Genomic DNA, 24,389 nt, shown 5'->3' on the forward strand with positions numbered 1-24,389 from the left:
GGCGATGCACCTGAGGTGAGGGGTGCCCCCCCGGGGTGCGGGTCCGGTAGGTACGGGTGCGGGGCGTTCGGGAGGTCAGGGGAGGAGGCGGGCGCGGGCGGCAGCCGAGCGGAGGTCGGTCGGGGGGAGTTCGGCGAGGCGTTCCAGGATTTCGTAGTCGTCGCGGCCGTTGCAGGTCTGCGCGTACGCCCACAGGTCGTCCGGGGAGCCTCGGCGGAGTAGGCAGGCGCGGACCTGGGCCTCCAGCTCGTCGCGTTCGCGGCGGATCTCCGGTGACTCGGAGCGAGGGAGGAGAGGGCCGCCGTAGGCGGCGGCGACCCTGGCCGGGTCGCCCCCCGCCAGCAGGCGGCGGATCTCCAGGAAGTCGGCCTCCACCGGGCAGGTCAGCCGGTACGGCTTGGCCGCGATCGCGTTGCCGAGTTGGCCGCGCAGCCGGTGGATCTCCGCCCTGATGGTCACCGGGTTGCCGGCGTCGCCGTACAGGTGGAAGGAGAGCTGCTCGGCGGTCAGGCCGTGGCGGTGGAGCGCCAGGAGGGTGAGGATCTCGGCGTGGCGCAGCGACAGGGGACGCTCGATGTCGCCGAGTGACGCGGTCGGCGTGCTCTCCCCCAGGAACGACAGCCGTAGCGACGACGGCATGGCGGACGGCGCCGGACGCAGCAGGTAGCCGTCGGAGAAGGGTTCGAGCAGGGCGACCGTGCCGTCTCTGAGGATCATGCGCTGGCCGGGCGCGAAGGTCGTCTCGGCGAGGGGGACGCGCCCGCCCAGGCCGCCCGCCGGGTCGCCGGAGATGACGCGGCCGGTGGACGACAGCAGGATGCCGGGCCGGCTGCGCAGCGACTCGTAACGGCGGCGCAGGCGTTCGTCACGCTGGTGCATGCGCAGGGCGAGCTCGGTCTCGGCGAGCTTGGCCGTCGCGGCGACGAGGGCGACGGTGGCGGGGTGGAGGCTGCGGGAGGTGCCGCTGACGTCGACGCAGCCGATGATGCGGCCGGTGTCGGGATCGGTGATGGGCGCGGCGCTGCACGACCAGATGTGCAGCGCGCGCATGAGGTGTTCCTCCGAGTAGACGTGTACGGGGCGCCCGACGGCCAGGGCGGTGCCGATGCCGTTGGTGCCGACGCTGTGCTCGGTCCACTGGTGGCCGGTGGCCAGGCCGATGTCGTCGGCGCGGCGCATGATCGAGTGGTTGCCCTCCCGCCAGAGCACCCGGGCGTCGCCGTCAGTGACGATCATGACGTGGCCGGTCTCCTCGGCCAGCCCGGACAGCGTCTTGGCCATCAGCGGCAGCAGCGGCTGCAGCGGATGGTTCTTGCGGATGTCGGTGATGAGCGAGGCGTCGTAGACGAGCGGGGCGGACGTGCCCTCCGGATCGATCCCGGCGTCGAACGAACGGCGCCAGGACGCCCTGATGAGTTGTCTGGGCGACTCGGGCCAGAACCGCCCGGACGCTGCGGATTCGTACGCTCCGCGCAGGATTCGGGAGTAGGCGTCGAGGTGGGCGTAACTCATCGGTCACTCCAAGTAGTCATGTAGAGCATCCGTCTTATGCCCGTTGTGCGCAACCCGTTCAGGGGGATTGCGGAGGGTGATTGAATGAGCGCAACGTGTGTGCAACGTAGGGTGAGTAATTTTCTTGACCAACACGTCGGCGTGGTGCGGCCGCTCCGCCGGCGTGATGGCCGGGTCTCGGGCGCTGGAGGGGGGCCGAGACCCGGCCAGGACATCACGGTTCGCCGCCCCGGCCAAGGGTGCCGGGGCGGCGTTCGCCGGAGGGCCGCGAAGTGGCAGCTGTCCCGGTAAGCGATCCCTGCACGAAACATGGTGACTCCACCAGTACATGACGCCGCCCAAACACCGTAGGCTCGTGGCAGTCAAGAACGCGGAGCCACGAGGAGCGCACGACGGTGAACCCAGGGGATGTCAACCTGCAGCAGCTGCTGGAGCAGGCCCAGCTCATGCAGCAGCAGCTCGTGAGCGCCCAGCAGGAGCTCAACGACGCGCAGATCGAGGGCTCATCAGGCGGCGGCCTGGTCACGGCCGTCGTCAACGGCTCGGGCGAGCTGCTCGAGCTCAAGATCGACCCGAGCGTCATCGACGGCGGTGACCCGCAGGACACCGCCGACACGATCGCCGACCTGGTGATCGCGGCCGTCCGCGACGCCGTGCGCGCGGCCGCCGACCTGCAGCAGGAGAAACTCGGGCCGCTGGCCCAGGGGCTCGGCGGCGGCGGCCTCGGACAGCTGCCAGGGTTCTAGGCGATGTACGAAGGGGTCGTCCAGAATCTGATCGACGAGCTGGGGCTGCTTCCCGGCGTCGGTCCCAAGAGCGCGCAGCGGATCGCGTTCCACCTGCTGGCGGCCGACCCGGCCGACGTGAAACGGCTGGCGCACGCTCTGCTGGAGGTCAAGGAGAAGGTCCGCTTCTGCCGGGTCTGCGGCAACGTGGCCGCCGAGGAGGAGTGCCGCATCTGCCGCGACGCCCGCCGCGACACGCACGTGATCTGCGTGGTCGAGGAGTCGAAGGACGTCGTGGCGATCGAGAAGACGCGCGAGTTCCGCGGCACCTACCACGTGCTCGGCGGCGCGATCAGCCCGATCGACGGTGTCGGCCCCGACGACCTGCGGATTCGCGAACTCATGACGCGGCTGGCCGACGGCCGTGTCACCGAGCTCATCCTGGCCACCGACCCCAATCTGGAGGGCGAGGCCACGGCTACCTACCTTGCCCGTCTGGTCAAACCGATGGGCATCAAAGTGACACGACTGGCCAGCGGTCTGCCTGTCGGCGGTGACCTCGAATACGCTGACGAGGTGACCTTGGGCCGGGCGTTCGAAGGACGGAGGCTGCTGGATGTCTGACGACTGGAGCGCGCTGGCGGAAGAGATCGCCGGGCACGCGCAGGACTACGTGGACGGCATGACCCGGGTGGCGGGCGGCGAGGGCGGAGACGCCGTCTGGTCGCTGCTGCTGGTGGAGGTCGCCCAGGTGTGCCTGGCAGGCGCCAAGCTGGGCGCCCACCGCGACGTGATCCTCGCCGGCAACTACGAGCCGCCCATGAGCGAAGACCCCGACATCGACGGCGTGCGCACGGCGCTGGCCGAGCGGCTTGAGGCGGTCGACGACTACGCGGAGGTGTTCGACCCGTACAAGGACACCGGGGTGACCCCGTACCGGCTGTCGGACGACCTGACGGCGGTCGCCGCCGACCTCATCCACGGGCTGCGTCACTTTCACGCCGGCCGTCCGCACGAGGCGCTGTGGTGGTGGCAGTACTCCTACTTCAACACCTGGGGCAACCACGCGGGCGCCGCGATGCGCGCGCTGCAGGCCCTGGCGGCGCATTCCCGCCTCGACGTGGCCGAGGAAGTCACCACGGCCTGAGCATCCACATAGTGGTACGAGCCATCTGACCCATGAGAAGCCCCCAGTAGACTGGCACCTCACAGTCCAAACCGGGAGACTCTCGTGGCGCTCGTTGTGCAAAAGTACGGTGGTTCGTCCGTCGCCGACGCGTCCTGCATCAAGCGGGTCGCGCAGCGGATCGTCGCGACGAAAAAAGCCGGCAACGACGTGGTCGTGATCGTCTCCGCCATGGGTGACACGACGGACGAGCTGCTCGACCTGGCCGAGCAGGTGTCTCCGCTGCCGCCGGCCCGTGAGCTCGACATGCTGCTGACCTCGGGTGAGCGCATCTCGATGGCACTGCTGGCGATGGCGATCGCCAACCTGGGTCACGAGGCCCGTTCGTTCACCGGCTCGCAGGCCGGCGTGATCACCGACTCGACCCACGGCAAGGCGCGCATCATCGACGTGACGCCCAGCCGCATCCAGGAGGCGATCGACCAGGGCCACATCGCGATCGTGGCCGGGTTCCAGGGCGTCTCGCAGGACACCAAGGACATCACCACGCTGGGCCGCGGGGGCTCCGACACCACGGCGGTGGCGCTGGCGGCGGCCCTGGAGGCCGACGTCTGCGAGATCTACACCGACGTCGACGGCATCTTCACCGCCGACCCCCGCATCGTGCCCGCGGCCCGCCAGATTCCCCGCATCTCCTACGACGAGATGATGGAGATGGCGGCCTGCGGTGCGAAGATCCTGCATCTGCGCTGCGTCGAGTACGCCCGCCGGTTCGACCTGCCGATTCACGTACGCAGCTCGTTCAGCACCAAGGAAGGCACGTGGGTCGTGTCCGACCCTTACACCGAAGGAACCGAGATGGAGCAGCCGATCATCTCCGGCGTCGCGCACGACCGGAGCGAGGCCAAGATCACTGTTGTCGGGGTGCCCGACAAGGTCGGCGAGGCTGCGACGATCTTCAAAACGCTGGCCGAAGCCGAGATCAACATCGACATGATCGTGCAGAACGTCTCGGCCGCCGCCACGGGCCGCACGGACATCTCGTTCACGCTGCCCACGGCCGACGCCCAGACGGCGCTCGCGTCGCTGAAGAAGATCCAGGCCCGGATCGGATACGAGTCGTTGCTCTTCGACGACCAGATCGGGAAGGTGTCGCTGATCGGTGCGGGCATGCGGTCGCACCCCGGCGTCACCGCGACGTTCTTCGCGGCCCTCGCCGACGCGGGGGTCAACATCGAGATGATCTCCACCTCGGAGATCCGCATCTCTGTGATCGTCGGGCAGGACGGCGTCGACGCGGCCGTGGCGGCCGCGCACCGCGCCTTCGATCTCGACGCCGACCAGGTCGAAGCCGTGGTGTACGGAGGTAGTGGACGATGAACAGGCCCAATCTCGCCCTGATCGGGGCTACCGGTGCGGTCGGCACCGTCATGCGCGACATCGTGTCGACGCGGGAGGACATCTGGGGCGAGATCCGTCTCGTCGCCTCGCCCCGCTCGGCCGGCAAGGTCCTGAGGGTACGCGGCGAGGACGTCGTGGTGCAGGCCCTCGCGCCCGAGGTGTTCGACGGCATCGACATCGCCATCTTCGACGTGCCCGACGAGGTCTCGGCCGTCTGGGTGCCGATCGCGGCCGAGCGCGGCGCGATCGCCATCGACAAGTCGGGCACGTTCCGGATGCAGCCGGACGTGCCGCTGGTGGTGCCCGAGGTCAACCCGCTCGACGCGCGCGACCGCCCGCGGGGCATCATCTCGACGCCCAACTGCACGACGCTGTCGATGATGGCGGCCATCGGCGCGCTGCACGCCGAGTACACCCTCACCGAGCTGGTCGTCGCCTCCTACCAGGCGGTCTCCGGCGCGGGCGTGGCGGGCTCGGCCCGGCTGTACGACGAGGTCGAGGCGCTGGCCGGCGACCGTACGATCGGGCAGGCGGCCGGTGACGTGCGCAAGGCGCTGGCCAACAAGCTGCCCGCCGAGTCGCCGTTCCCGGCGCCGATCGCGTTCAACGTCGTGCCGTGGGCCGGCTCGCTCAAGGACGACGGCTGGAACTCCGAGGAGCTCAAGCTCCGCAACGAGTCCCGCAAGATCCTCGGCATCCCCGACCTGAAGGTCTCCGCGACCTGTGTCCGGGTGCCGGTGATCACGACGCACTCGCTGGCCGTGCACGCGCGCTTCGAGCGCGAGATCACGGTCGCCGACGCGCACCGCGTCCTGGAGGCGGCGCCGACGGTGGTGCTCATGGACGACCCGGCCAACGGCGTCTACCCGACGCCGCTCGACGTGGTGGGCACCGACCCGACCTACGTCGGCCGCATCCGCCAGGCGATCGACTTCCCCAACACGCTCGACCTGTTCGTCTGCGGCGACAACCTGCGCAAGGGCGCGGCGCTCAACGCGGCGGAGATCGCCGAGCTGGTCGCCGCCGAGCTCTGAGGCCAGGCGCGAAGAGGTGACGCCCGTGCACGACGCACGGGCGTCACGTCGTTCATCTGCTGTGGGGGCCGCCTCAGCGGAAGAGGATGTCCCAGTGGTCGCCCTCGTCGGCGTAGATCGTCGATCCGGAGCGATAGAGCGTCGCCCCGTCGCCGCGCGCCCCGATCTTACGGGCGTGCTTGGCGATGTGCCGGTCGATGCACGAGTTGTGGGAAATGTCGATCTTGTAGCCGTTCCCGTGGCTGAAGGTGCCCGGCGCGTGGCCCCGCTCGGTGCCGCCCGTCACGGTGATCGGGCAGCCGCTCTGCTGCTTGAGCTCCAGGAGCTTGGCCACCGTCCCGGCGCGCACCGAGTCGAGCGAGGTGCAGTTGTGCCGGTGCTTGCTGACGCAGTTGCCCGTCGACTTCATCCGCATGCCCGCTCGGCGCAGCAGGTTCGTGGCGGTGGAGTGGGTGATCTGCACGGCGGCGCTGCGGGGCAGGACGCGTGCCAGATCGACGTGAGAGCGTTTGTGGACCGTGTGGCGCCGCACCTTGGGGACATGGGGCGTCCCGCCGCGTACGGGGCTCTTGCGGGCTTTGGCGGCCGCCGGCCGTTCCTTGGGGCGAACTTTGTCCTCCCGCTCGGGCACGGCGTGCTCGGGTACGGCACGCTCGTGCGTGTACGGCTCGAAGGACCACCCGGGTCCGTCGGGCCAGCCGAGGTCGCGCCACCTCGGCCGGTCGGGCTCGTCGTGCCACCGCGTCCAGCCGTGGTCACGCCGCATGTCGGGAGGGATCCAGTTGTCGGACCCTTGCGGGCCGGGCTCGTCATATTCGTACGCCTCCGGTGGCGCCGCGTCCGGGGACGGCCGCCAGTTCTCCGGCCCGTCTTCCCAGAAGCCGGGCCCGGACTCGTTCATGCTGCCCTCGGCCCGCGACCCATCAGGATGGGTGGCGGCGGAGGCGGCCGAGGCCAGCGAGATTATGGTGATCTCTATGCCGAGGAGTGCGACCATGGAGAGCCGCACAGTTCCACGTATCCACATGTCGATGCCTTTTCGCGGAAATAGCCCTTCCGCCTGAAACGACAATCCCACCATTCACAGGAGATAACTCATGCTGCGGGCGCAACTTTGCCTTCAGTCGGCGATCACCGTGCGGCTCCATGACCTTCGCCGTTTCACGACGTAAAGTGACGAACGTGTCCGAAGCCCGAAACCGTGGATCGGAGAGCACCCGAGAGGTCATCGTCGAGACGGCGTTGCGGCTTTTCCGGGAGCGCGGCTTCGAAGCGACCACCATGCGCGCCATCGCCGCCGAGGCCGGGGTCTCCGTGGGCAACGCCTACTACTACTTCGCCGGCAAGGAGGCGTTGATCCAGGCGTACTACGACCGGGCGGTGGTCGAGCACGAGGCCGCCTGCCGGGAGTTCCTGGCCACGGAGGAGTCGTTCGCGGCCAGGCTGAGCGGGGTGCTGCGCGAGTGGGTGCGCGTCTCGGAGCCCTACCACGAGTTCGCCGTGAAGTTCTTCAAGCACGCCGCCGAGCCGACGAACCCGCTGAGCCCGTTCAGCAAGCAGTCGTCGCCGGCGCGGGAGGCGTCCGTCGCGATCTACCGCGAGGTCGTGGAGGGCTCGCGCGACCGCATGAACGCCGAGCTGCGCGAGGAGCTGCCCGAGCTGCTGTGGCTGCTGTCCATGGGCATGGTGCTGTTCTGGGTGCACGACACCTCGCCGGGGTGCGCGCGAACGTACCGGCTGATCGAGGTCACGGTGCCGCTGGTGGACCGGCTGGTCGGGCTGTCTCACCTGCCGGGCCTGCGGGGGATCACGAAGGACTTCATCGCCGCGGTCCACGAGCTGCGGGCCTAGGGGAACATACCGAGCGGTTGGTACGGTGGTCGCGTTCAGCCCGTGAGGACGTGGAGGCCGTTGCATGACGCAGAACTGGGGCATGACCATCCCCTTCTACGACCGCTCGCTGGCGAGCTCGCAGGAGCTGATCGCCGAGTTGCCGGGTCTCGGCTACACCGACGCGTGGTCGGCGGAGGTCAACGGCGTCGACGGCTTCACCCCGCTGGCCCTGGCCGCCCACTGGGCACCGGGCGTACGGCTGGGCAGCGCCATCGTGCCCGTCTCGACGCGCGGCCCCGGGCTGCTGGCGATGTCCGCGGCCACACTGGCCGACCTCGCGCCGGGGCGGTTCACGCTGGGCATCGGCGCGTCCTCGCCGGCGATCGTGGAGAAGTGGAACGCGGGCACGTTCGACAAGCCGTACGCGCGCACGCGTGACACGCTGCGCTTCCTGAAGAAGGCGCTGGCGGGGGAGAAGGTCACGGAGACGTACGAGACGTTCTCCGTCCAGGGGTTCAGGCTGGAGCGGGCGCCGAAGACGCCGCCGAAGATCGTGCTGGCCGCGCTGCGCCCCCGGATGTTGCGCCTGGCCGCCGCCGAGGCCGACGGCGCGATCACGAACTGGCTCTCGCCCGAGGACGTCCGCAAGGTCCGCGCCGAGATCGGCCAGGACACCGAGCTGATCGCCCGCCTGTTCGTCTGCGTGAACGACAACGCCGACCAGGTGCGCGAGATGGGCCGGCGGATGCTGGCCGGCTACCTGACCGTCCCGGTGTACGCCGCCTTCCACGACTGGCTGGGCCGCGGCGAGGAGCTGCGCCCGATGCACGAGGCGTGGGCGGCCGGCGACCGGCGGGCCGCGCTCAAGGCGATCTCCGACGAGGTGGTCGACGCCCTCATCGTGCACGGCGACGCCGCCGCCTGCCGCGCCAGGATCCAGGAGTACGTCGACAACGGGCTCGACACCCCCGTCCTCGCCCCGCTGCCCGGCGGCGAGATCTCCATCGACCAGGCGGTTCGCGAGCTGGCTCCGGAAAGGTAGGCCATGGACGAGTTGCTGAGGCTGGACGCGGCCGGGCAGGCCCAGGCGGTCAGGGACGGCCAAGTCTCGGCCCGGGAGCCGGCCGAGGCCGCCATCGCGCGGATCGAGGCCCTCGACGGAGAGCTGAACGCGGTCGTCCACCGGCGTTTCGAGCGGGCGCTCGCCGAGATCGACGCGATCCCGGCGCAGGCGCCGTTCCGCGGGGTGCCGATCCTGCTCAAGGACCTCGGCTGGCGGCAGGCCGGGGAGCCGTACCACGCGGGGTCGCGGGTGACCGACGGGCGGGCGGACGCGCCCGACGGCTACGGCGTCGTGCGGTTGCGCGAGGCCGGGTTCGTCGTCCTCGGGCGGACGAACACGCCCGAGTTCGGCAGCACCATCACCACGGAGCCGGCCGCCTTCGGGGCCACGCGGAACCCGTACGATCCGGCGTACTCGGCGGGCGGGTCCAGCGGCGGCTCCGCGGCGGCGGTCGCCGCCGGGATGGTCGCCCTCGCCACGGCCAGCGACGGCGGCGGCTCGATCCGCATCCCTGCGTCGCTGTGCGGCCTGGTGGGGCTCAAACCGACGCGCGCCAGGGTGAGCCTCGGACCGGCGCAGGGCGAGGGCTGGAACGGCTTCTCGTGCCCGGGATTCGTCACCCGCACCGTGCGCGACAGCGCGGTGGCGCTCGACGTCGTGTCCGGCACGTGTCCGGGCGACCCGTACGGGGCTCCAGAGCTGCCCGGGCCGCTCGCCGGCGAGGTGGGGCGCGACCCGGGGCGGCTGCGGATCGGGTTCCTCACCGGGCACCCCCGCGACGACATGCCCGAGACGCCCGTGCTGACGGAGGCCGTCACGCGGGCCGCCCTGCTGCTGGAGTCGCTGGGCCACGACGTCGAGCCGGGCGGCCCCGAGGCGCTCGGCGACCCGGACTTCTCGCTGAACTTCGGCGCGATCGTGGCGAACAACGTCGCCGCGCAGGTCGCCATGCTGGGCCGGCTGCGTGGCAAGCCCGTCGAACCGGACGAGATCGAGCCGCGCAACGCCGCCATGGTCGCCTCGGCGCGCGGGCGGAGCGCGGCCGAGCACATCCTGGCCACGCAGTGGATCGACGGCTTCCGGCGGCGCATGGCCGCCTGGTGGAGCGCCGGGCACGACCTGCTGCTGGTGCCCTCGCTGGGGGTGGCGCCGTTCCCGCTGGGATGGATCCCGTCCGACGACCTCAGCCTCGCCTTCGGGCGGACGGGGCAGGCGGTGGCGTACACGTCGCCGTTCAACGCCACCGGGCAGCCTGCCGTGTCGCTGCCGCTGCACAGGGACGCGGCGGGGCTGCCGGTGGGGGTGCAGCTGGTGGCCGCCTACGGCAGGGAGGACCTGCTGGTGCGGGTGGCCGCCCAGCTCGAACAGGCCGCGCCCTTCGAGCATCCCGCCGTCGGCTGAGGCAAGGAACTCGTGACCCCCGGGACGCGTTATATCGTGAAAAACCGGGGGTAGGAGGTCTCGCATGATGGCGAAGGCAGCACGGGCGGCGGCGGCCTGGCGTACGTACCGCGAGGTGACCAGGCCGGGATCGCCCAAACTGATGACGAGGGTCCGGGCCATCCCCCGGATGATCGGCTCGGCCGTGCGCGGCCAGTACGCCGGCCTGGGCAAGGGCAGGCTCACTCTGATCGGGCTCGGCGTGGTCTACCTGGTCTCACCGATCGACGTCGTGCCCGACTTCCTGGCGCTGATCGGCGTGGCCGACGACTTCGGCGTCTTCCTGTGGCTGATGGCCTCGCTGCTCGGCGAGAGCGGCCGCTACGTCGAGCACGAGCGCCGCCTCATCACGGGCCGCGTGGCGGAGCAGGAAGGCTAGAGCTCCTCTCGCAGCAGCCAGGCGCGCGAGGGCAGCGGGTGGCCGAAGAGGCGGGCGGCGTTGCCGTAGGCGACCCTGGCGACGTCGGCGGGCGGGAGCGCGCCGAGGTTGCGCGCCACCGCCTGTTGCGTGTCGGGCCAGGTCGAGTCGGAGTGAGGGTAGCCGCTCTCCTGCAGCACGTGGTCGAGCCCGACCGCGAGCCGCACGCCCGACAGGGCCTGGTCGTCGAGGGTGCCGAAGAAGAAGTTGCGGCGCAGCACCTCGCTGGGCTTCAGGCCGCCCTCCCACTGGGCCTCCCCGGCGACGGGGTGGTCGAGGGCGTAGTCGGCGCGTTCGGCCAGCATGGGCAGCCAGCCCACGCCGCCCTCGACGATGAGGATGCGCAGCGCGGGGAAACGCAGCGGCAGACCCGACCAGAGCCAGTCGGCGCAGGCGAACATGGCGCTCGTGGGCATCAGCGTGGTGATCGCCTCGATGGGCGTGTCGGGCGACGGCACGGGCGACCAGGACGAGTCGCCGGTGTGCAGGCAGACGACGGTGCCGGTCTCCTCGCACGCGGCGAAGAACGGGTCCCAGTGGCCGGAGTGGATCGAGGGCAGCCGCAGGCGCGTGGGGAACTCGGGGAACACCACGGCCTTGAAACCCCGGGCGGCGTTGGCGCGGATCTCCTTGGCCGCCACGTCGGGATCGGGCAGCCAGGGCAGCTGCAGGCCGATGATGCGCTCGGGGTAGGTGCCGGCCCAGACGTCGATGTGCCAGTCGTTCCACGCCCTGACCAGGGCCAGGCCCAGCTCCTGGTCGCGGGTCCTGGCGAACGGCATGCCGGCCTGGCCGGCCAGCATGCCGGGGAAGCAGAGCGCCGCCCAGATGCCGGCGACGTCCATGTCGTGGATGCGGGCCTCGATGTCGTGGCAGCCGGGGCGCATCTGCTCGAACCGGACGGGGTCGAGCGTCCACTGCTCCCGAGGGAGCCCGGCGCCCACGTCGATGCCGGCGCACGGGTACGTGGCGCCGCCGTAGCGCCAGACCTGGTGACCGGCCTCCGTCTCCACGACCTTGGGCGCGACCTCGGCGTATTTCTCCGGCAGGCGGCCCTCGAACAGGTCGGGCGGCTCGATCAGGTGATCGTCGGCGGAGATGATCACATAGTCGCGCCGCCTGGGGTCAGGATCGGGGAGCAGCGGCGTAGTCACGCACGTTACCGTACGACGGCGGCACGACGTCGAACAAGCTGCGGCGTATCCGTTCGGTGTCTGCGCCCTCCCGGAGGCCCCGACCCGGGACCGCCGGGGAGGGGGACGACGGGCGATCCCGGGAGCGCCGGGCCCGCTGCACGCGGGGCGCCCTTCTACCCTTTCGCGGCCGGTTCAGTCAGCAGATGCGCGCGCAGTTCGGCGATCGCGTCGGCGGAGAGCCCGAGCACCTGGGTGACGTACCGCTCGACGGAGCCGTGCCGGGAGGTGAGGTCGGCGAGGAAGAAGCGCATGGTGTCGGCGGGCGCCAGGCCGAAGCCGGGCCACAGCTCCGCGTCGCCGTGCCGGCGGCGCCAGTCGGCGGTGAAGCGCTCGGTGGCCAGGCCGGTGAGCGCGTAGTCCGCCACGATGTCGTCCTGGCTCACGCCGGTCAGCGACAGCACGAGCGCGGTGAGGATGCCCGTACGGTCTTTGCCGGCGGCGCAGTGGACGACCACGGGCGCGTTGTCGGCCCGCGCGATGGTCTCCAGGGCCGTCCTGAGGTTGCCGACGCCGTCCTCGGCGACCTCCAGGTAGCGGTCGGCGAGGAAGCGGGCGACGCCGAGCTGCTCGGTGTAGGTGGCGATGTCCCAGCGGCGCCCCTCGATCGGCAGGTTGTGGTAGAGCTGGCCCTCGGTCTCGGGCACCCGCCCGTGCTTGTCGACCTCGAACGGGTGACGCAGGTCGATGACGTTGCGGACGCGCAGCGCCCGGAAGGCCGTCAGGTCGTCGTCGGCGAGCGAGCCGAGGGAGTCGGCCCGGTAGAGCCGCTGCCACCGGACGGTGCGGCCGTCCATGGCGGCATATCCACCTACGTCGCGAAAATTGCACATACTGACGAATTCAATGTGGCGGATCACCCCCCACACCCTAATTGGCGGCGGTCTCCGGCTCCCGCGCCTCGGCGGTCTCGGCCTTGCGCTCGGCCACCTCGCGCCGGATCAGCATGATCCACCCGCCGATGGCGATGCCGATGAACAACCACCACTGGATGCCGTAGGCGAGGTTGAGCCCGCCGCCCGCGCCGACGTCGGGCACGGGCACGGGCACGGGCGCCGCGGCGGGCTCCGGCCGCTGCTCGGTCAGCTCGACGTAACCGCCCACGAGGGTGTACGGCAGCCCCTTGCCGATGGCGTCGGCGTCGATCAGCAGCACCTGGCCGGGCGGCAGCCCCGAGCGCTCCCTGATGCCGCTGGACTCCTCGGTCTCGCTGGGCCGCAGCCGGCCCGTCACCGTCACCTGGCCGGCGGGTGGCGGGGGCACCTCGGGCGGGGCGTCGGCGGTGGGGCCGGCGGGCACCCACCCGCGGTTGACGATCACTGCCGTGCCGTTGCCGGTGACCAGCGGGGTGAGGACGTAGAAGCCGTTGCGCCCCTCCTGGGGACGGCGGCGTACGACGAGGGCGTGGGCCGGGTCGTACGTGCCGGCGACCGTGACCTTCCTGAACCGGTCGTCCTGCCGGACCGGCCGCCCGGGGGCCGCCAGGCGCTCCAGCGGCACGGGCGGCGCCTCGATGTTGGCGGTCACCCGCTCGCTGTTGGCCGAACGTTCCTCGAAGCGCCCGAACTGCCACTGCCCGAGCAGCACGAAGGCGGGGATGACCAGCAGCACCACGACGTGCAGGGTGAGCCATCGGGGCGTCAGCAGGAACCGGTACACGCCTTCCAGAGTAGGCACCGGCAGGGGTGCCCTCGTACGCGACCGCCCTGCTCAGGCGCTTTCGAGACGCTCTCCTGCCCCGGGCAGGGCGGTCACCTCGCGCGGCCCGCCCACCTCGTGGCCGTCGGCGCAGCGGAAGGTCAGCTCGATGGGGGCGCCGCAGTCGCGGTGGGTGAGCAGCACGGGCGGCCCGTCGTCGCCTGCGAGGTACTTGTCGCCCCAGTGCATGAGGGAGACCAGCAGGGGATAGAGGTCGCGGCCCTTGTCGGTGAGCCGGTATTCGTCGCGCTGGCGCTGGCCAGGCTCGCGGTAGGGCTCCTTGCGCAGCAGGCCCTCGTCGACCAGGCGGGCCAGCCGCGCGCTGAGCACCTGGCGCGGGGCGCCGGTGTTGGCCTGCATGTCGGCGAACCTGCGTACGCCCTTGAACGCCTCGCGCAGCACGAGGAAGGTCCACTTCTCCCCGACGATGCCCAGGGTGCGCTCGATCGAGCAGTCGGCCATCCGGAAGGGAACGTTCATCCCCCCATGATACCTGAGTTCATTTGACAGACTCAGATCGCGCGTCCAGGCTGAGTTCATGGAACGAACTCAGATGCGTCCGGCCGGTCCCGACGACGAGGAACGGATCAAGCGCTTCCTCGCCGGGCTGTCGCCGCGCACGCAGACCTTCCGGTTCTTCACCGGCGGCACCGTCCCGGGACTGGCGGGGAGGCTGCTCGCCGTGGACGAGCGCCGTGACGCGATCGTCGCCGCCACCGACGCCGGCGAGATCGTCGGCCACGCCATGAGCTACCGGGGCGGCTGCGCCGACGTGGAGATCGCGGTCGTGGTGACCGACGCCTGGCAGGGACGCGGCGTCGGCCGCCGGCTGATCGACGCCCTGCTGCGGCGGGCGTCCGTCCGGGGTGCGAAGACCGTGGGCATGGACGTCATGGGCGAGAACCGGCGCGTGCTCCGGCTCATCCGCAGGCGCTGGCCGGACGCGCGAATGACGGTGAGTTCCGGTTCGGTGGAAGTCATCGCTATGATCGACGCGGCCCATCCATTTGCGGAACAACGTTCTGGTGGCACACCATTGACAGTGTGAAGAGTGTCAAGAACGGACGCGACGGCCGGACCCGCATCATCGAGGGTGCCCTGCGCCGATTCAGCCAGGACGGCGTCTCCGCCACCACCCTGGCCAGCCTGCGTGAAGAAAGCGGCGTCAGCGTCGGCAGTTTCTACCACCACTTCGCCAGCAAAGAGCACGTCTTCGGGGTCCTGTACGCCGAGATTCTCACCGCCTACCAGGAAGCCTTCCTGGCCGAGCTGGTGAGCCACGACGACGCCCGCGCCGGCATCGAGGCCGTGGTGGCCTTCCACATGCGCTGGGCGGGCGAGCATCCCGAGCGCGCCCGGCTGCTGATCAGCGAGCGGCCCCCGCGCAAGCACGAGCCGGGCGGCGCCGAGGTGGCCGAGGCGCGGCGCGGCTTCTTCAAGAAGGTCTCCGACTGGTGGCGGCCGCACATGAAGAACGGCCTGCTCCAGCCCGTCCACGCCACCATGTGCTACGTCCTCTGGCTCGGCCCGGCGCAGGAGATGTGCCGGCTGTGGTTCGCCGGCGCCCACACGCCCACCGAGGAGGAGATCAAGGGCCTCGGCGAGGCGGCCTGGCAGAGCCTGCGTCAGCCCCCCGCCTGATCTCGCCCCGGCGCCTTCACATGTGTTGCCGGACCCTGCTGGGAACGTGCCACATCGCGTGGTCGAGCGAGATGTCGAGCCGCAGGTCGCCCCGGTGCCTGCGCAGACCGGGCACGCGCAGCCGGTCGTGCACGTCGAACCTGCCGCGGTGGGGGTAGCCGAAGCCCAGTTCGCCGGGCAGCACGCGCAGGTCGTCGCGGTTGCCGCAGTGGGGGCACGTCCAGGACACCAGATCCAGGCCGCGGTTGTAGTCGGAGCAGGCGCTGAAGTATTCGTCGGGGCCGAACCTGGACTCGCATGCCAAGCACGGGATCAGCATCATCCGCTCCTCGTGTGACGTGGTGACCTCACTAGAGATATCCTGCGCGACTTGTTCCCCGCTTGCAGAACTCTTCGGTACCAGTCTGAGCACTGCCGGTATCGGATCATGCGTACGGTTCGGCGGTGAAAGGATGGACTCGTGGAACGACTGCGTGATCATCTCCTCCAAGCCGGTTACACGATCGACGGCGTACGCGAGCGGCTCGGCGCCGTGGCCGCCTCGGCGCTGGCCCGTGAGGAGCTGGTGCCGGCGTTGCGCGCCACCGCCGGCGACGACCCGCTGGCCACGCTGATCCGGCTGTGGTGGCTGGGCGTTCCGGTGCCGGCCAAGGGCGTGGCGCCGCAGGTGCTGGAGTCGGGGCTGGTCACGGCCGACGGCGACCAGGTCAGCGCGACCGTGCATCTGCAGCCGTGGGAGACCGGCGGCTACGTCGTCTCCGACCGGAAAGTACGCCCCGGCGACCCCGCGCTGCGCCCCGACCATGTCGTGGGAGCCGGCGGCGCCTCGGCCAACCTGGCCCAGCTCGTCACCCGCCGCCCCGTGGACCGCGCGCTCGACCTCGGCACGGGCTGCGGCGTGCAGGTGCTCCACCTGGCCGGCCGCGCCGAGCAGATCGTCGCCACCGACGTCAACCCGCGAGCCCTGGAGCTGGCCCGGCTGAGCTGGGCGCTGTCCGGCGTCACAGGCGTCGACGCGCGCGCCGGCTCGATGTACGAACCCGTCGAGGGTGAGCTGTTCGACCTCGTCGTGAGCAATCCGCCGTTCGTCGTCGCGCCTCCCGGCGAGCGGACGCTGACCTACCGCGAGACGGGCGCCGACGGCGACGCCTTCTGCCGCGACCTCATCCGGCGCACTCCCGGCCACCTCGCCCCCGGCGGCCAGGCCCACTTCCTGGCCAACTGGCTGCACGTCGAGGGCGAGGACTGGCACGACCGGGTGGGCGGCTGGCTGAGCGAGACCGGCTGCGACGCCTGGGTCGTCCAGCGCGACGTGCAGGACCCGGCCGAATACGTCGAGCTGTGGCTCAGGGACGCCGCCGAGCAGGGCACCCGCGCCTACGCCGAACACTACGACCGCTGGCTGGCCTGGTTCGACGAGCAGCGGGTCGAGGGCGTCGGGTTCGGCTGGATCACCATGCGCAACTCCGAGACCCTCGACCCGGTCGTCCGTGTCGAGCACCTCGACCACCAGGTCGTGCTCCCGGTCGGCGACTACGTCGACTCCGTCCTCGACGCCGTCGCGACCGCGCACCGGACGGTCGGGCTGGAGTCGGCGCTGCCGCGCACCGCCGACGGGCTGCTCGACGAGCGCATCGGGCTGCCGGGCGCGGAGGACCCGATCCGCATCGTGCTCCGCCAGACGCAGGGGCTGCGCCGCAGCCGCGAGGTCGGCACGGTGGAGGCCGCGCTGGCGGGCGTGTGCGACGGCCAGCTGGCGCTCGGCCCCTTGCTCAACGTGATCGCCGAGTTGGTGGGCGACGGTGACATCGCCGACGCCGACGCGGTCAGGCCGCTCATCGCCGAGGGATTCTTCCTGCTTTGATCCGGCGTTGATTCGACGTTGACTCGGCGGGTGGAGGGTGTGGGGACGGCACAGCCCTGGGGGGTTCGAGGGCCGTGTCAGGTCCGGCCGGTCGTCTGTGTGAGGCGGCCAGCCGCCGCGCGGAGCTTCCGGATGTCCGGGCCCCCTGGTGACGCGCGGCGGCAAGGATGGCCGGCCGGGCTGACGACCGTCGACCAGGAACTCGAGGGAAACGCGAGGGACATGGTGACTCCCCAAGGACAGCCTTGATCAACCATGTGTGGATGACACGTCTGGACGACGAGCTCTACTCAGGCCTCGACGACGGGCTCGACGACGGGCTCGACGACGGTGCTGTCGCTGATGGTGTCGTCGGCGGTGGCGATGCCGTCGAGCAGGACCTTGAGGTCGCCGGCCTCGGGAGCGCCGAGCCGGGAGAAGATCTCGAAGGCCTGCCGTAGGCAGTCGAGGCTCCTCGTCCCGCTGCCGAGCCCGCGCAGCGCCTTGCCGAGCACGGTGAGCGACAGCGCCTCGCCGTACGGGTGGCCGATCTCGCGCGAGACCACGAGGGCCTGCTCGGCATGGCGTACGGCGTCGGGGTAGCGCTCGGCGGCGATGAACGTCTCGGCCAGCCGCGAGCACACCCGCTGCTCCCAGACGCGCTGCTTGCTGGCCCGGAAGAACGCCAGGCACTCGGCGTGGTGGTGGACGGCCTCGGTGAGCCGGCCGACGCGCGACAGGACGATGCCGAGGTGGTAGCGGGCCCGGGCGGTGCCCGCGCCGCTGCCGATCTCGGTGAAGACGGCCAGGCCCTTCTCCGCCGCGGCGATGGCGTCCTCGGGGCGGCCGAGGCCCAGGTGCTCGCGGGCGGAGTAGCTGAGCACCAGCGCCTCGCCCGCGGGCACGTGGTTGTCGCGGTAGTAGCCCATGGCCGCGTCGAACAGGGCCAGGGCCTCGGTGTGGCGGCGCTGCCGGCCGACGACGACGGCCAGGGCGTTCAGCGCCTCGCCGGTGACGATCTTCTCGCCGCGGGCCAGCGACAGCTCGTACGCGGTCCTGAAGTGCTCCTCGGCCTCCTTGAGCCGGTTGCCGGCGAACAGCACGCGGCCCAGCACGTAACCGGCGCGCAGCTCGGCGGCCTGGTCGCCGATCCGCCGGGCGGCGGCCAGCACGGCGCGGGTGCCCTGGTCGAACTCGCGTGTGTGGGTGCCGGACTCCAGCAGCGGCTCCATGGCCAGCAGCAGGTCGGCGGCGGGCAGCAGCTGCTCGGCGGCCCGCGCCGCGGCGGCGGCCTGGTTGATGGCGGCGAACAGCGAGTCGCCCTCGGCCAGCAGCCAGGCGACGGCCTCGTCGGCGGTGTCGAAGGCCCGGCCGCTGCCGACCACCACCAGGTTGCCGGGGATCATGCTGCCCTCGTACGCCAGGCGGTGCGCCGACTGGGCGGAGGCCAGGTAGAAGCCGAGCAGGCGGCGCAGTGCCATCGTCTTGGCCTGGGGGCGTTCGGTGCGGTCGAGCACCCGCCGGGCGAACAGTTTGAGCAGGTCGTGGAAGCGGTAGCGGCCCGGCCCGGGGGCCTCCAGGAGGCTCGCGTCCACGAGCGACTCCAGCACCTCCTCGGCCTCGAACGCGCTCAGCGACAGCACGGCCGCCGCCGCGCCCGCGGAGATGTCGGGCCCGTTGGGCAGCGACAGCAGCCGGAACGCGCGGGCCTGCGCGGGGTCCAGCTGGCCGTAGCCGAGGGCGAACGTGGCCTCGACGGCCATGGTGCCGACCTTGAGCTCGTCGAGGCGGCGCTGCTCGTCGGCCAGCCGCGGCACCAGCGAGGCGACCGTCCACGAGGGCCGCGCGGCCAGCCTGGCGGCCACGATGCGGACCGCCAGCGGCAGGAACCCGCAGGCGGCGACCACGTCCATGGCCGCGCCGTGCTCGGCCGAGACGCGCTCGGCCCCGGCCACCGCGGCGAACAGCGACAGGGCCTCGTCCGGCTCCATCACGTCGAGGTCGACCAGTCTCGCCGACGGCAGGTCGGCCAGCTTGACGCGGCTGGTCACGACGGCCGCGCACCCGGCGGAGCCGGGCAGCAGCGGGCTGACCTGCTCGGCGTCGTGGGCGTTGTCCAGCAGCACGAGGATGCGCCGGTCGGCCAGGATCGAGCGGTAGAGAGCCGAGCGCTCGGCGAGCCCCTCGGGGATGACATCGGGCGGGATGCCGAGCGCGCGCAGGAAGCCGCCGAGCGCCGACTCGGGGGCGGTGGCCTCGTCGCTGTAGCCGCGCAGGTCGGCGTAGAGCTGGCCGTCGGGGAAGGCCTCGTCGAGCAGGTGGGCGACGTGTACGGCGAGCGCGGTCTTGCCGACGCCGCCGATGCCGGAGATCGCCACCAGCGGCACACCCTCGCCCGACAGCAGCGTGCGCAGGCGTACCGCGACCTCCTTGCGGCCGGTGAAGTCGCTGACGGCGGCGGGCAGCTGGGCGGGGCGGGGCAGCTCGCGCGCGGGCGGCGGCTGCTCCTCCTCGTCGAGGGCCTGCTCGGCGGGCTGCTCGGCGACGGCGAGGGTGGGGTCGGCGGTCAGGATGCGCTGGTGCAGGGCGCTCAGCTCCGGGCCTGGCTCGATGCCGAGCTCCTCGATCAGGGCCTCACGCGTCTCGGTGAACACGTTGAGCGCGTCGCCCTGCCGGCCGCAGCGGTAGTAGGCCAGCATGAGCTGGGCGCGCAGGCGTTCGCGCAGCGGGTGGTCGGCGGTCAGCGCGATCAGCTCGGAGACGACCTTGGCGTGGTTGCCCAGCTCCAGGTCGACGTCCATGAGCGTCTCGATGACGCTGATGCGCCGCTCGACCAGCCGGTCGCGCTGGTGCTCGGCGTACGGCCCGACCGCGCCGGCCAGGGGCTCGCCCTCGAAGAGCGCGAGCGCGGCCCGCAGGCACCGGGCGGCCTCGCCCAGCCGGCCGGACTTTCTGGCGGATTCGGCCTCGGCGACGCTGTGTTCGAAGCGGGTCAGGTCGAGTGCGTCGTCGGGCAGGCGCAGCGCGTAGCCGCGGCCGATGGAGGTGAGCAGCTCGGGACGCGAGCGCGCGGGCCGGTCGGGTTCGAGGACCGTGCGCAGCCTGGAGACGTAGGTGCGCAGCGCGCCGAGGGCCCGCGGCGGGGCCTCCTCGCCCCAGACCGCGTCGATCATCTCGTTGGGAGTGACCGCGTGGCCTTGGCGCAGGAGCAGCATGCCGAGGATGGAGCGCTGCAGCGGGGTGCCGAGGTCGAGCTCCCGGCCGTCTCGCCACGCGCGGACAGGACCGAGCACGGCGAACTTCAGCCCGCCCTCACCGCTCTGACCAGCCATGCCGTATGTCTCCAAGCCAATGGAACGATTTGTTACCAAATGATAGATCTATCACTACATGTCACCTAGATCGCCGGATGATCGTTCATCTAAGCGTTGATCCGCCGTTGATCCGGTGTTGAGCCCGCCCTCGGATGCTGGTGTCGCAAGGAGTGACACGCATCGCGGGGGCGTGTGTCATGGAGAGCGCGCGAAGGCGGGAAAAAATACCGGCCCCGCCCTGAAATCAGGGCGGGGCCTCGTGGACGTTTCTCAGGCGGCCTCGACCAGTCCGAGCCGCAGGGCCAGCCGATCGCGCACGGCCGGCCATTCGGGATTCAGGATCGAGTAGAACGCGGTATCTCGGACCGTGTTGTCGGCGCCTCGGCTGTCCGCTCGCCGCACCCCGTCGAAGTGTGCGCCGAGGGCCTGGATGGCGGCCCGGGATCTGGTGTTGCGTACGTCTGCCTTCAGGGTGACGCGGTGGACGTCCCACGTGTCGAAGGCGTGCGAGAGCAGCAGGAACTTGCTCTCCCGGTTGACCCCCGTGCCCTGGGCGCTCGCGCCCAGCCAGGTGTAACCGATGTCCGCCACGGACGGGATGTCGCCCACCGCACCGCGGGTACCCGGCGGCCAGGGCAGGGGGCCCTGCCAGTACTCCAGGTGCATGAGACGGGTGGCACCGACCACGCGGTCGGTGTTCAGCCACCGGATGGCGAAGGGCAAAGCGCGTCCCTCCGCCTGCTCAGCCAGGGCGGCCTCCACGTAGGAGACCACCTCGTCCCGGCCATTCGGGACCCGAGTGAAGGCATAGGTGGAGCGGTCTTCACTCGCCGCGGCGACGAGGTCATCGACGGCCGCGAGGCTGAGAGGTTCCAGGCGCACGGAGCGCCCGGACAGGGTGACGAGTGCGGGCATGAGCACATGATGGAGGGAGGTGGGGGTGCGCGTAACCATGCAGTTCGGGAGATCTTTTCCCGAGTTGCGCGGGCTGTGTGTTTCCGCAGGTCAGAAGCCCCTTTTGGGGAAAGGTAAACCTGCTCTTGGGAAAAGATTCGCCTAACCGTGACTTGGCGTCGAGGCCAGCGCTCCGGCGGTGCCGCGCCGGGTCAGCGACAGCTCCCTCAGACCGGTCGTGAGGAAGTCGAGGTTCGCCGCGATCCACGGCAGCCGCAGGGGATCGGGGCTGGCCAGAGCGGCCATGCGCTCCTCCGCCGTGTCGCCGTAGAGCAGGCTCACCGCGACGCGGACGCGGGCCGCCGCGGGGTCGTCGCCGAAGGCGTGCCCGGGCAGCACGCCGATGCCGTGCTCCTCCAGCAGGATCTTGGTGAGCTCGGCGGATCCGCCGAGCCGCAGGTGGCTCAGGTCCGGGTAGAGGTAGAAGCCGCCCTGGGGGGCGTCCACGCGGGCGCCGGCCGCCGTGAACCGCTCGTGGACCGCTCTGGCCACCAGGCCGTGCAGCCGCCGGCTGCTCGCGATGCGCTCGGTCAGCTCGGGTGGGTCGCCGAAGGCGTACGCCGCCGCCTCCTGCACGGGTGCCGCGGGGGCCGACCAGATCTCACTGGCCACCGCGAGCAGTTGCGCGCGCAGGTCATGGGCGCCTTCGGGAAGCCGGGCGACGCCGATCCGCCAGCCGCCGAGCGCCAGGCTCTTGCTCAGCCCGGTCGTCACGATCGTCCGCTCGGGCGCGAGGTCGGCCGGCGACGTGTACGGCAGCGCCGGGTCGTGCACGAGGTCGCGGTAGATCTCGTCCGAGATGATCATCAGGTCGAGCTCCCTGGCGACGTCCACCAGGCGGGCGACGGTCTCCGGCGTGGCCAGGCGTCCCGTGGGGTTGTCGGGCAGCGTCACCAGCAGGGAGCTCACGGTCCTGCCCGCCGCGCGGGCGCGGCGCACCTCTCGCGCGACGAGGTCCGGGTCGGGCACCCCGCCCTCTCCTGATGGTGCGGGCACCAGGATCGGACGCGCGCCCACCAGGTCCGCCTGCGCCGCGTAGCTGACCCAGCTGGGCATGGGCAGGACGATGTCGCCGCCGATCGCCAGCAGCAGCCCGTACAGCAGGGACTTGCTGCCCGGTCCGCTGACGACCAGGTCGGGGTCGGTGATGAGCCCCCGTCGTGTCCAGTAGCCCGCCGCCGCGGCTCGCAACCCGGACGTCCCCGCGACCGGCCCGTAGCCGTTGCGTTCTGACGCGGCGGCCAGCTTGTCGCGCAGCGCCGGGTGGACGGGCAGACCGGCCTCACCGAAGGCCAGGTGCAGCACGCGTTCCCCGGCGCGCCGTCTTCGGTCGATGTCTTCGTTCGCCGCCAAAGTGGCGGAAAGAGTAACGGCCATGTTTGTCACGTTCCCAGCGTGATTGGATGAAGGCATCAGCACAAGCGAGGCTTTTCGTGGGTAGGCATAAGGAAGTCTGATGCTGGAATTGCGCCGTTTGGTCCTGATCTGCGAGTTCGCGAGAAAGGGCAGCATCGCCGCGACCGCGGAGTCTCTCGGGTACAGTCCGTCGGCCGTCTCCCAGCAACTCGTGGCCCTCGAACGCGAGACCGGCACGGCCCTGATCGACCGCACCGCGCGCAGCGCCGAGCTCACCGACGCGGGCCGCCGTCTGGTCCTGCACGCCGAGCGCATCCTTTCGATGGTCGAGGAGGCCGAGTCCGACCTGTCCGCGCACGCGGGCAAGCCGTCCGGCAGGGTCGTCGTCACCGCCTTCCCCACGGCTGCCGTGGCATTCGCCCCCGCGCTCGCGCGATCACTGCGCCGCCACGAGGAGCTGACGCTGCGGCTGGGACAGAGCAGGTCGGGGCGCGGCATGCGCGAGGTGCAGTCGGGCGAGGTGGACATCGCTCTCGTGGACGACTGGTACGGCCGCGTCCGCGACAGCGAGAGCCTGCGGGTCTTCCCGCTGCTGCACGACCCGCTGGTGCTGGTGGTGCCGCGCAAGCACCGCCTGGCCGACCCCGACGTGCCGCTCGACCTGCGCGAGCTGCGTGACGAGCCGTGGATGGCGACGCCCGACGGCGAGCCCTCCCGCCTGGCCGTGGACCGGCTGCTGGTGGACGTGGGCGGCACCCGGCCGACGCCGTGGGAGTTCGAGGGTCTCGGGACGATCCTGTCGCTCGTCGCCAAGGGCCTCGGCATCGCGGCGGTGCCCGCGCTGGCGCTGGCCGCGGGGGTGCGCGGCCTGGCCGTACGGCGCTTTCCCGGCAACCCGGTCGCGCGGGAGGTGCACGCCGTGGCGCGCGGATCCAGCGTGCACCGGCCGTCGGTGTCGGTGACGCTGCGCGCCGTCCACGTGGCCGCCCGCCTCATCGCCGCCGACCTCGACCCGGTACGCCTCGCAGACCGGCCGCGCGGCGGCAGGCCCGCCGAGGACGACCCGCTGGCCGACTTCCCCGCCGGACCGACGGGCTCGCGGGGCAGCTCGGTGGGCCGGTCGTTCGGCGAGTGACCGGCCCCGGGACGCGATAGCGTCTGGCGGCATGGCGCCGACGTACGACATCGAGCACCTGCTGCTCACCCAGCCGAGCACCCGCACGGTCGCGGGCGTCGACGAGGTGGGGCGGGGCGCGTGGGCCGGGCCCGTCACGGTCTGCGCGGTCGTCACCGACCTGTCCGAGCCGCCGGCCGGGCTGACCGACTCCAAGCAGCTGTCCCCGGCCAGACGCGGGCCCCTCGCCGTCGAGCTGGCCGCCTGGGCGGCGGGCGTCGGCTACGGCGAGGCGACCCACGACGAGATCGACACGCTGGGCATGACCGAGGCGCTGCGCCGGGCCGCCCGCCGGGCGCTGGAGGCGCTGCCGGTACGCCCCGACGCGGTGATCCTCGACGGCAAGCACGACTACATCGGCGCGCCCTGGCCGGTGCGGCTGGAGGTCAAGGGTGACGCGGCCAGCGTCTCGGTGGCGGCGGCGTCCGTGCTGGCCAAGGTGCGGCGCGACGCGCACATGGCGACGCTCGGCTGCGACGAGTACGGCTTCGCCGACAACGCCGGATACCCCTCGCCCCAGCACCAGGAGGCCCTGGCGAGGCTGGGGCCGACGCCGCACCACCGGTTGTCGTGGTCGTACCTCGACGACCTGCCGAAGTGGCGGCACCTGAAGCTCCACCGCGACCCGCTGGTGGGCGAGGGCCAGGCGAGCCTGTTCGGGTAG

General features: G+C 71.5%; 24 protein-coding genes. 14 read left to right on the top strand and 10 right to left on the bottom strand.

What is annotated here, in order from left to right; genetic code table 11:
* Window positions 1-75: 75 nt before the first annotated feature.
* Complete coding sequence (locus tag ACIBP6_RS31270; RefSeq protein ID WP_397057437.1) at window positions 76-1,512, bottom strand: helix-turn-helix domain-containing protein; 1,437 nt, start codon at window positions 1,510-1,512, stop codon at window positions 76-78.
* 395 nt (window positions 1,513-1,907) lie between these two features.
* Between ACIBP6_RS31270 and ACIBP6_RS31275 the strand changes: the two genes are divergently transcribed.
* From ACIBP6_RS31275 to ACIBP6_RS31295, 5 genes are all read left to right on the top strand, one after another.
* Entirely contained in the window at window positions 1,908-2,258 is a 351-nt protein-coding gene (locus tag ACIBP6_RS31275; RefSeq protein WP_111184437.1) for a YbaB/EbfC family nucleoid-associated protein, read from the top strand.
* 3 nt (window positions 2,259-2,261) lie between these two features.
* Window positions 2,262-2,861, top strand: coding sequence for a recombination mediator RecR (gene recR, locus ACIBP6_RS31280; RefSeq protein ID WP_106242960.1), 600 nt, complete (start codon window positions 2,262-2,264; stop codon window positions 2,859-2,861).
* Window positions 2,854-3,384, top strand: coding sequence for a DUF5063 domain-containing protein (locus ACIBP6_RS31285; RefSeq protein WP_132608539.1), 531 nt, complete (start codon window positions 2,854-2,856; stop codon window positions 3,382-3,384). The genes recR and ACIBP6_RS31285 overlap by 8 nt, the downstream gene beginning before the upstream one ends.
* Before the next feature lie 84 nt (window positions 3,385-3,468).
* Complete coding sequence (locus ACIBP6_RS31290) at window positions 3,469-4,743, top strand: aspartate kinase (RefSeq protein WP_132608540.1); 1,275 nt, start codon at window positions 3,469-3,471, stop codon at window positions 4,741-4,743.
* Entirely contained in the window at window positions 4,740-5,798 is a 1,059-nt protein-coding gene (locus tag ACIBP6_RS31295) for an aspartate-semialdehyde dehydrogenase (protein WP_397057438.1), read from the top strand. Before ACIBP6_RS31290 ends, ACIBP6_RS31295 begins: the two co-directional genes overlap by 4 nt.
* Window positions 5,799-5,871: 73 nt before the next feature.
* On the opposite strand, the gene ACIBP6_RS31300 is transcribed toward ACIBP6_RS31295, so the two are convergent.
* Window positions 5,872-6,795, bottom strand: coding sequence for a hypothetical protein (locus ACIBP6_RS31300; protein WP_397057439.1), 924 nt, complete (start codon window positions 6,793-6,795; stop codon window positions 5,872-5,874).
* A 185-nt stretch (window positions 6,796-6,980) separates the two neighbouring features.
* On the opposite strand from ACIBP6_RS31300, the gene ACIBP6_RS31305 reads away from it, so the two are divergent.
* From ACIBP6_RS31305 to ACIBP6_RS31320, 4 genes are all read left to right on the top strand, one after another.
* The gene (locus ACIBP6_RS31305; RefSeq protein WP_246074326.1) at window positions 6,981-7,649 is read left to right on the top strand and encodes a TetR/AcrR family transcriptional regulator; all 669 of its coding nucleotides are present in this window, start codon (window positions 6,981-6,983) and stop codon (window positions 7,647-7,649) included.
* A 64-nt stretch (window positions 7,650-7,713) separates the two neighbouring features.
* On the top strand, window positions 7,714-8,673 hold the full coding sequence (locus ACIBP6_RS31310; RefSeq protein ID WP_397057440.1) for an LLM class F420-dependent oxidoreductase: 960 nt from the start codon (window positions 7,714-7,716) through the stop codon (window positions 8,671-8,673).
* A 3-nt stretch (window positions 8,674-8,676) separates the two neighbouring features.
* Window positions 8,677-10,095 carry an amidase gene (locus ACIBP6_RS31315; RefSeq protein WP_397057441.1) on the top strand — a complete coding sequence of 473 codons (1,419 nt, stop codon included), beginning with the start codon at window positions 8,677-8,679 and terminating at the stop codon, window positions 10,093-10,095.
* 64 nt (window positions 10,096-10,159) lie between these two features.
* Entirely contained in the window at window positions 10,160-10,513 is a 354-nt protein-coding gene (locus tag ACIBP6_RS31320) for a YkvA family protein (protein ID WP_397057442.1), read from the top strand.
* On the opposite strand, the gene ACIBP6_RS31325 is transcribed toward ACIBP6_RS31320, so the two are convergent.
* From ACIBP6_RS31325 to ACIBP6_RS31340, 4 genes are all read right to left on the bottom strand, one after another.
* Window positions 10,510-11,706 (bottom strand): amidohydrolase family protein, encoded by a 1,197-nt coding sequence (locus ACIBP6_RS31325; RefSeq protein ID WP_397057443.1) that lies wholly within the window; start codon window positions 11,704-11,706, stop codon window positions 10,510-10,512. The genes ACIBP6_RS31320 and ACIBP6_RS31325 overlap by 4 nt on opposite strands.
* Window positions 11,707-11,861: 155 nt before the next feature.
* Entirely contained in the window at window positions 11,862-12,578 is a 717-nt protein-coding gene (locus ACIBP6_RS31330) for a tyrosine-protein phosphatase (protein WP_397057444.1), read from the bottom strand.
* Between the two features lie 37 nt (window positions 12,579-12,615).
* A complete protein-coding gene (locus tag ACIBP6_RS31335) occupies window positions 12,616-13,404 on the bottom strand; it encodes an SURF1 family cytochrome oxidase biogenesis protein (RefSeq protein WP_397057445.1) in 789 nt (262 codons plus the stop codon).
* Between the two features lie 51 nt (window positions 13,405-13,455).
* Complete coding sequence (locus tag ACIBP6_RS31340; RefSeq protein ID WP_132608548.1) at window positions 13,456-13,923, bottom strand: winged helix-turn-helix transcriptional regulator; 468 nt, start codon at window positions 13,921-13,923, stop codon at window positions 13,456-13,458.
* 58 nt (window positions 13,924-13,981) lie between these two features.
* Between ACIBP6_RS31340 and ACIBP6_RS31345 the strand changes: the two genes are divergently transcribed.
* Window positions 13,982-14,491, top strand: coding sequence for a GNAT family N-acetyltransferase (locus ACIBP6_RS31345; RefSeq protein WP_397057446.1), 510 nt, complete (start codon window positions 13,982-13,984; stop codon window positions 14,489-14,491).
* Window positions 14,488-15,084, top strand: coding sequence for a TetR/AcrR family transcriptional regulator (locus ACIBP6_RS31350; protein ID WP_397057447.1), 597 nt, complete (start codon window positions 14,488-14,490; stop codon window positions 15,082-15,084). Before ACIBP6_RS31345 ends, ACIBP6_RS31350 begins: the two co-directional genes overlap by 4 nt.
* Window positions 15,085-15,100: 16 nt before the next feature.
* Here ACIBP6_RS31350 and ACIBP6_RS31355 read toward each other — a convergent pair whose 3' ends face one another.
* Window positions 15,101-15,403, bottom strand: coding sequence for a hypothetical protein (locus ACIBP6_RS31355; protein WP_397057448.1), 303 nt, complete (start codon window positions 15,401-15,403; stop codon window positions 15,101-15,103).
* 141 nt (window positions 15,404-15,544) lie between these two features.
* Between ACIBP6_RS31355 and ACIBP6_RS31360 the strand changes: the two genes are divergently transcribed.
* Window positions 15,545-16,948 carry a DUF7059 domain-containing protein gene (locus ACIBP6_RS31360; RefSeq protein ID WP_397057449.1) on the top strand — a complete coding sequence of 468 codons (1,404 nt, stop codon included), beginning with the start codon at window positions 15,545-15,547 and terminating at the stop codon, window positions 16,946-16,948.
* 290 nt (window positions 16,949-17,238) lie between these two features.
* Here ACIBP6_RS31360 and ACIBP6_RS31365 read toward each other — a convergent pair whose 3' ends face one another.
* The 3 genes from ACIBP6_RS31365 to ACIBP6_RS31375 all read right to left on the bottom strand — a co-directional run bounded on the left by ACIBP6_RS31365 (window position 17,239) and on the right by ACIBP6_RS31375 (window position 22,572).
* Window positions 17,239-20,259, bottom strand: a complete 3,021-nt coding sequence (locus ACIBP6_RS31365; RefSeq protein WP_397057450.1) for an AfsR/SARP family transcriptional regulator — start codon at window positions 20,257-20,259, stop codon at window positions 17,239-17,241.
* 252 nt (window positions 20,260-20,511) lie between these two features.
* Window positions 20,512-21,156: a GNAT family N-acetyltransferase gene (locus ACIBP6_RS31370; RefSeq protein ID WP_397057451.1), complete on the bottom strand. Its 645-nt coding sequence runs from the start codon at window positions 21,154-21,156 to the stop codon at window positions 20,512-20,514.
* Between the two features lie 141 nt (window positions 21,157-21,297).
* Complete coding sequence (locus tag ACIBP6_RS31375) at window positions 21,298-22,572, bottom strand: pyridoxal phosphate-dependent aminotransferase (protein ID WP_397057452.1); 1,275 nt, start codon at window positions 22,570-22,572, stop codon at window positions 21,298-21,300.
* A gap of 79 nt (window positions 22,573-22,651) precedes the next feature.
* Here ACIBP6_RS31375 and ACIBP6_RS31380 point away from each other — a divergent pair, with 79 nt between their 5' ends.
* Window positions 22,652-23,686, top strand: coding sequence for a LysR family transcriptional regulator (locus tag ACIBP6_RS31380; RefSeq protein WP_397057453.1), 1,035 nt, complete (start codon window positions 22,652-22,654; stop codon window positions 23,684-23,686).
* A gap of 31 nt (window positions 23,687-23,717) precedes the next feature.
* Complete coding sequence (locus ACIBP6_RS31385; protein WP_397057454.1) at window positions 23,718-24,389, top strand: ribonuclease HII; 672 nt, start codon at window positions 23,718-23,720, stop codon at window positions 24,387-24,389.

The sequence above is a fragment of the Nonomuraea terrae genome, from assembly GCF_044465245.1.
In the GTDB taxonomy this organism is placed as follows: Bacteria; Actinomycetota; Actinomycetes; order Streptosporangiales; family Streptosporangiaceae; genus Nonomuraea; species Nonomuraea terrae.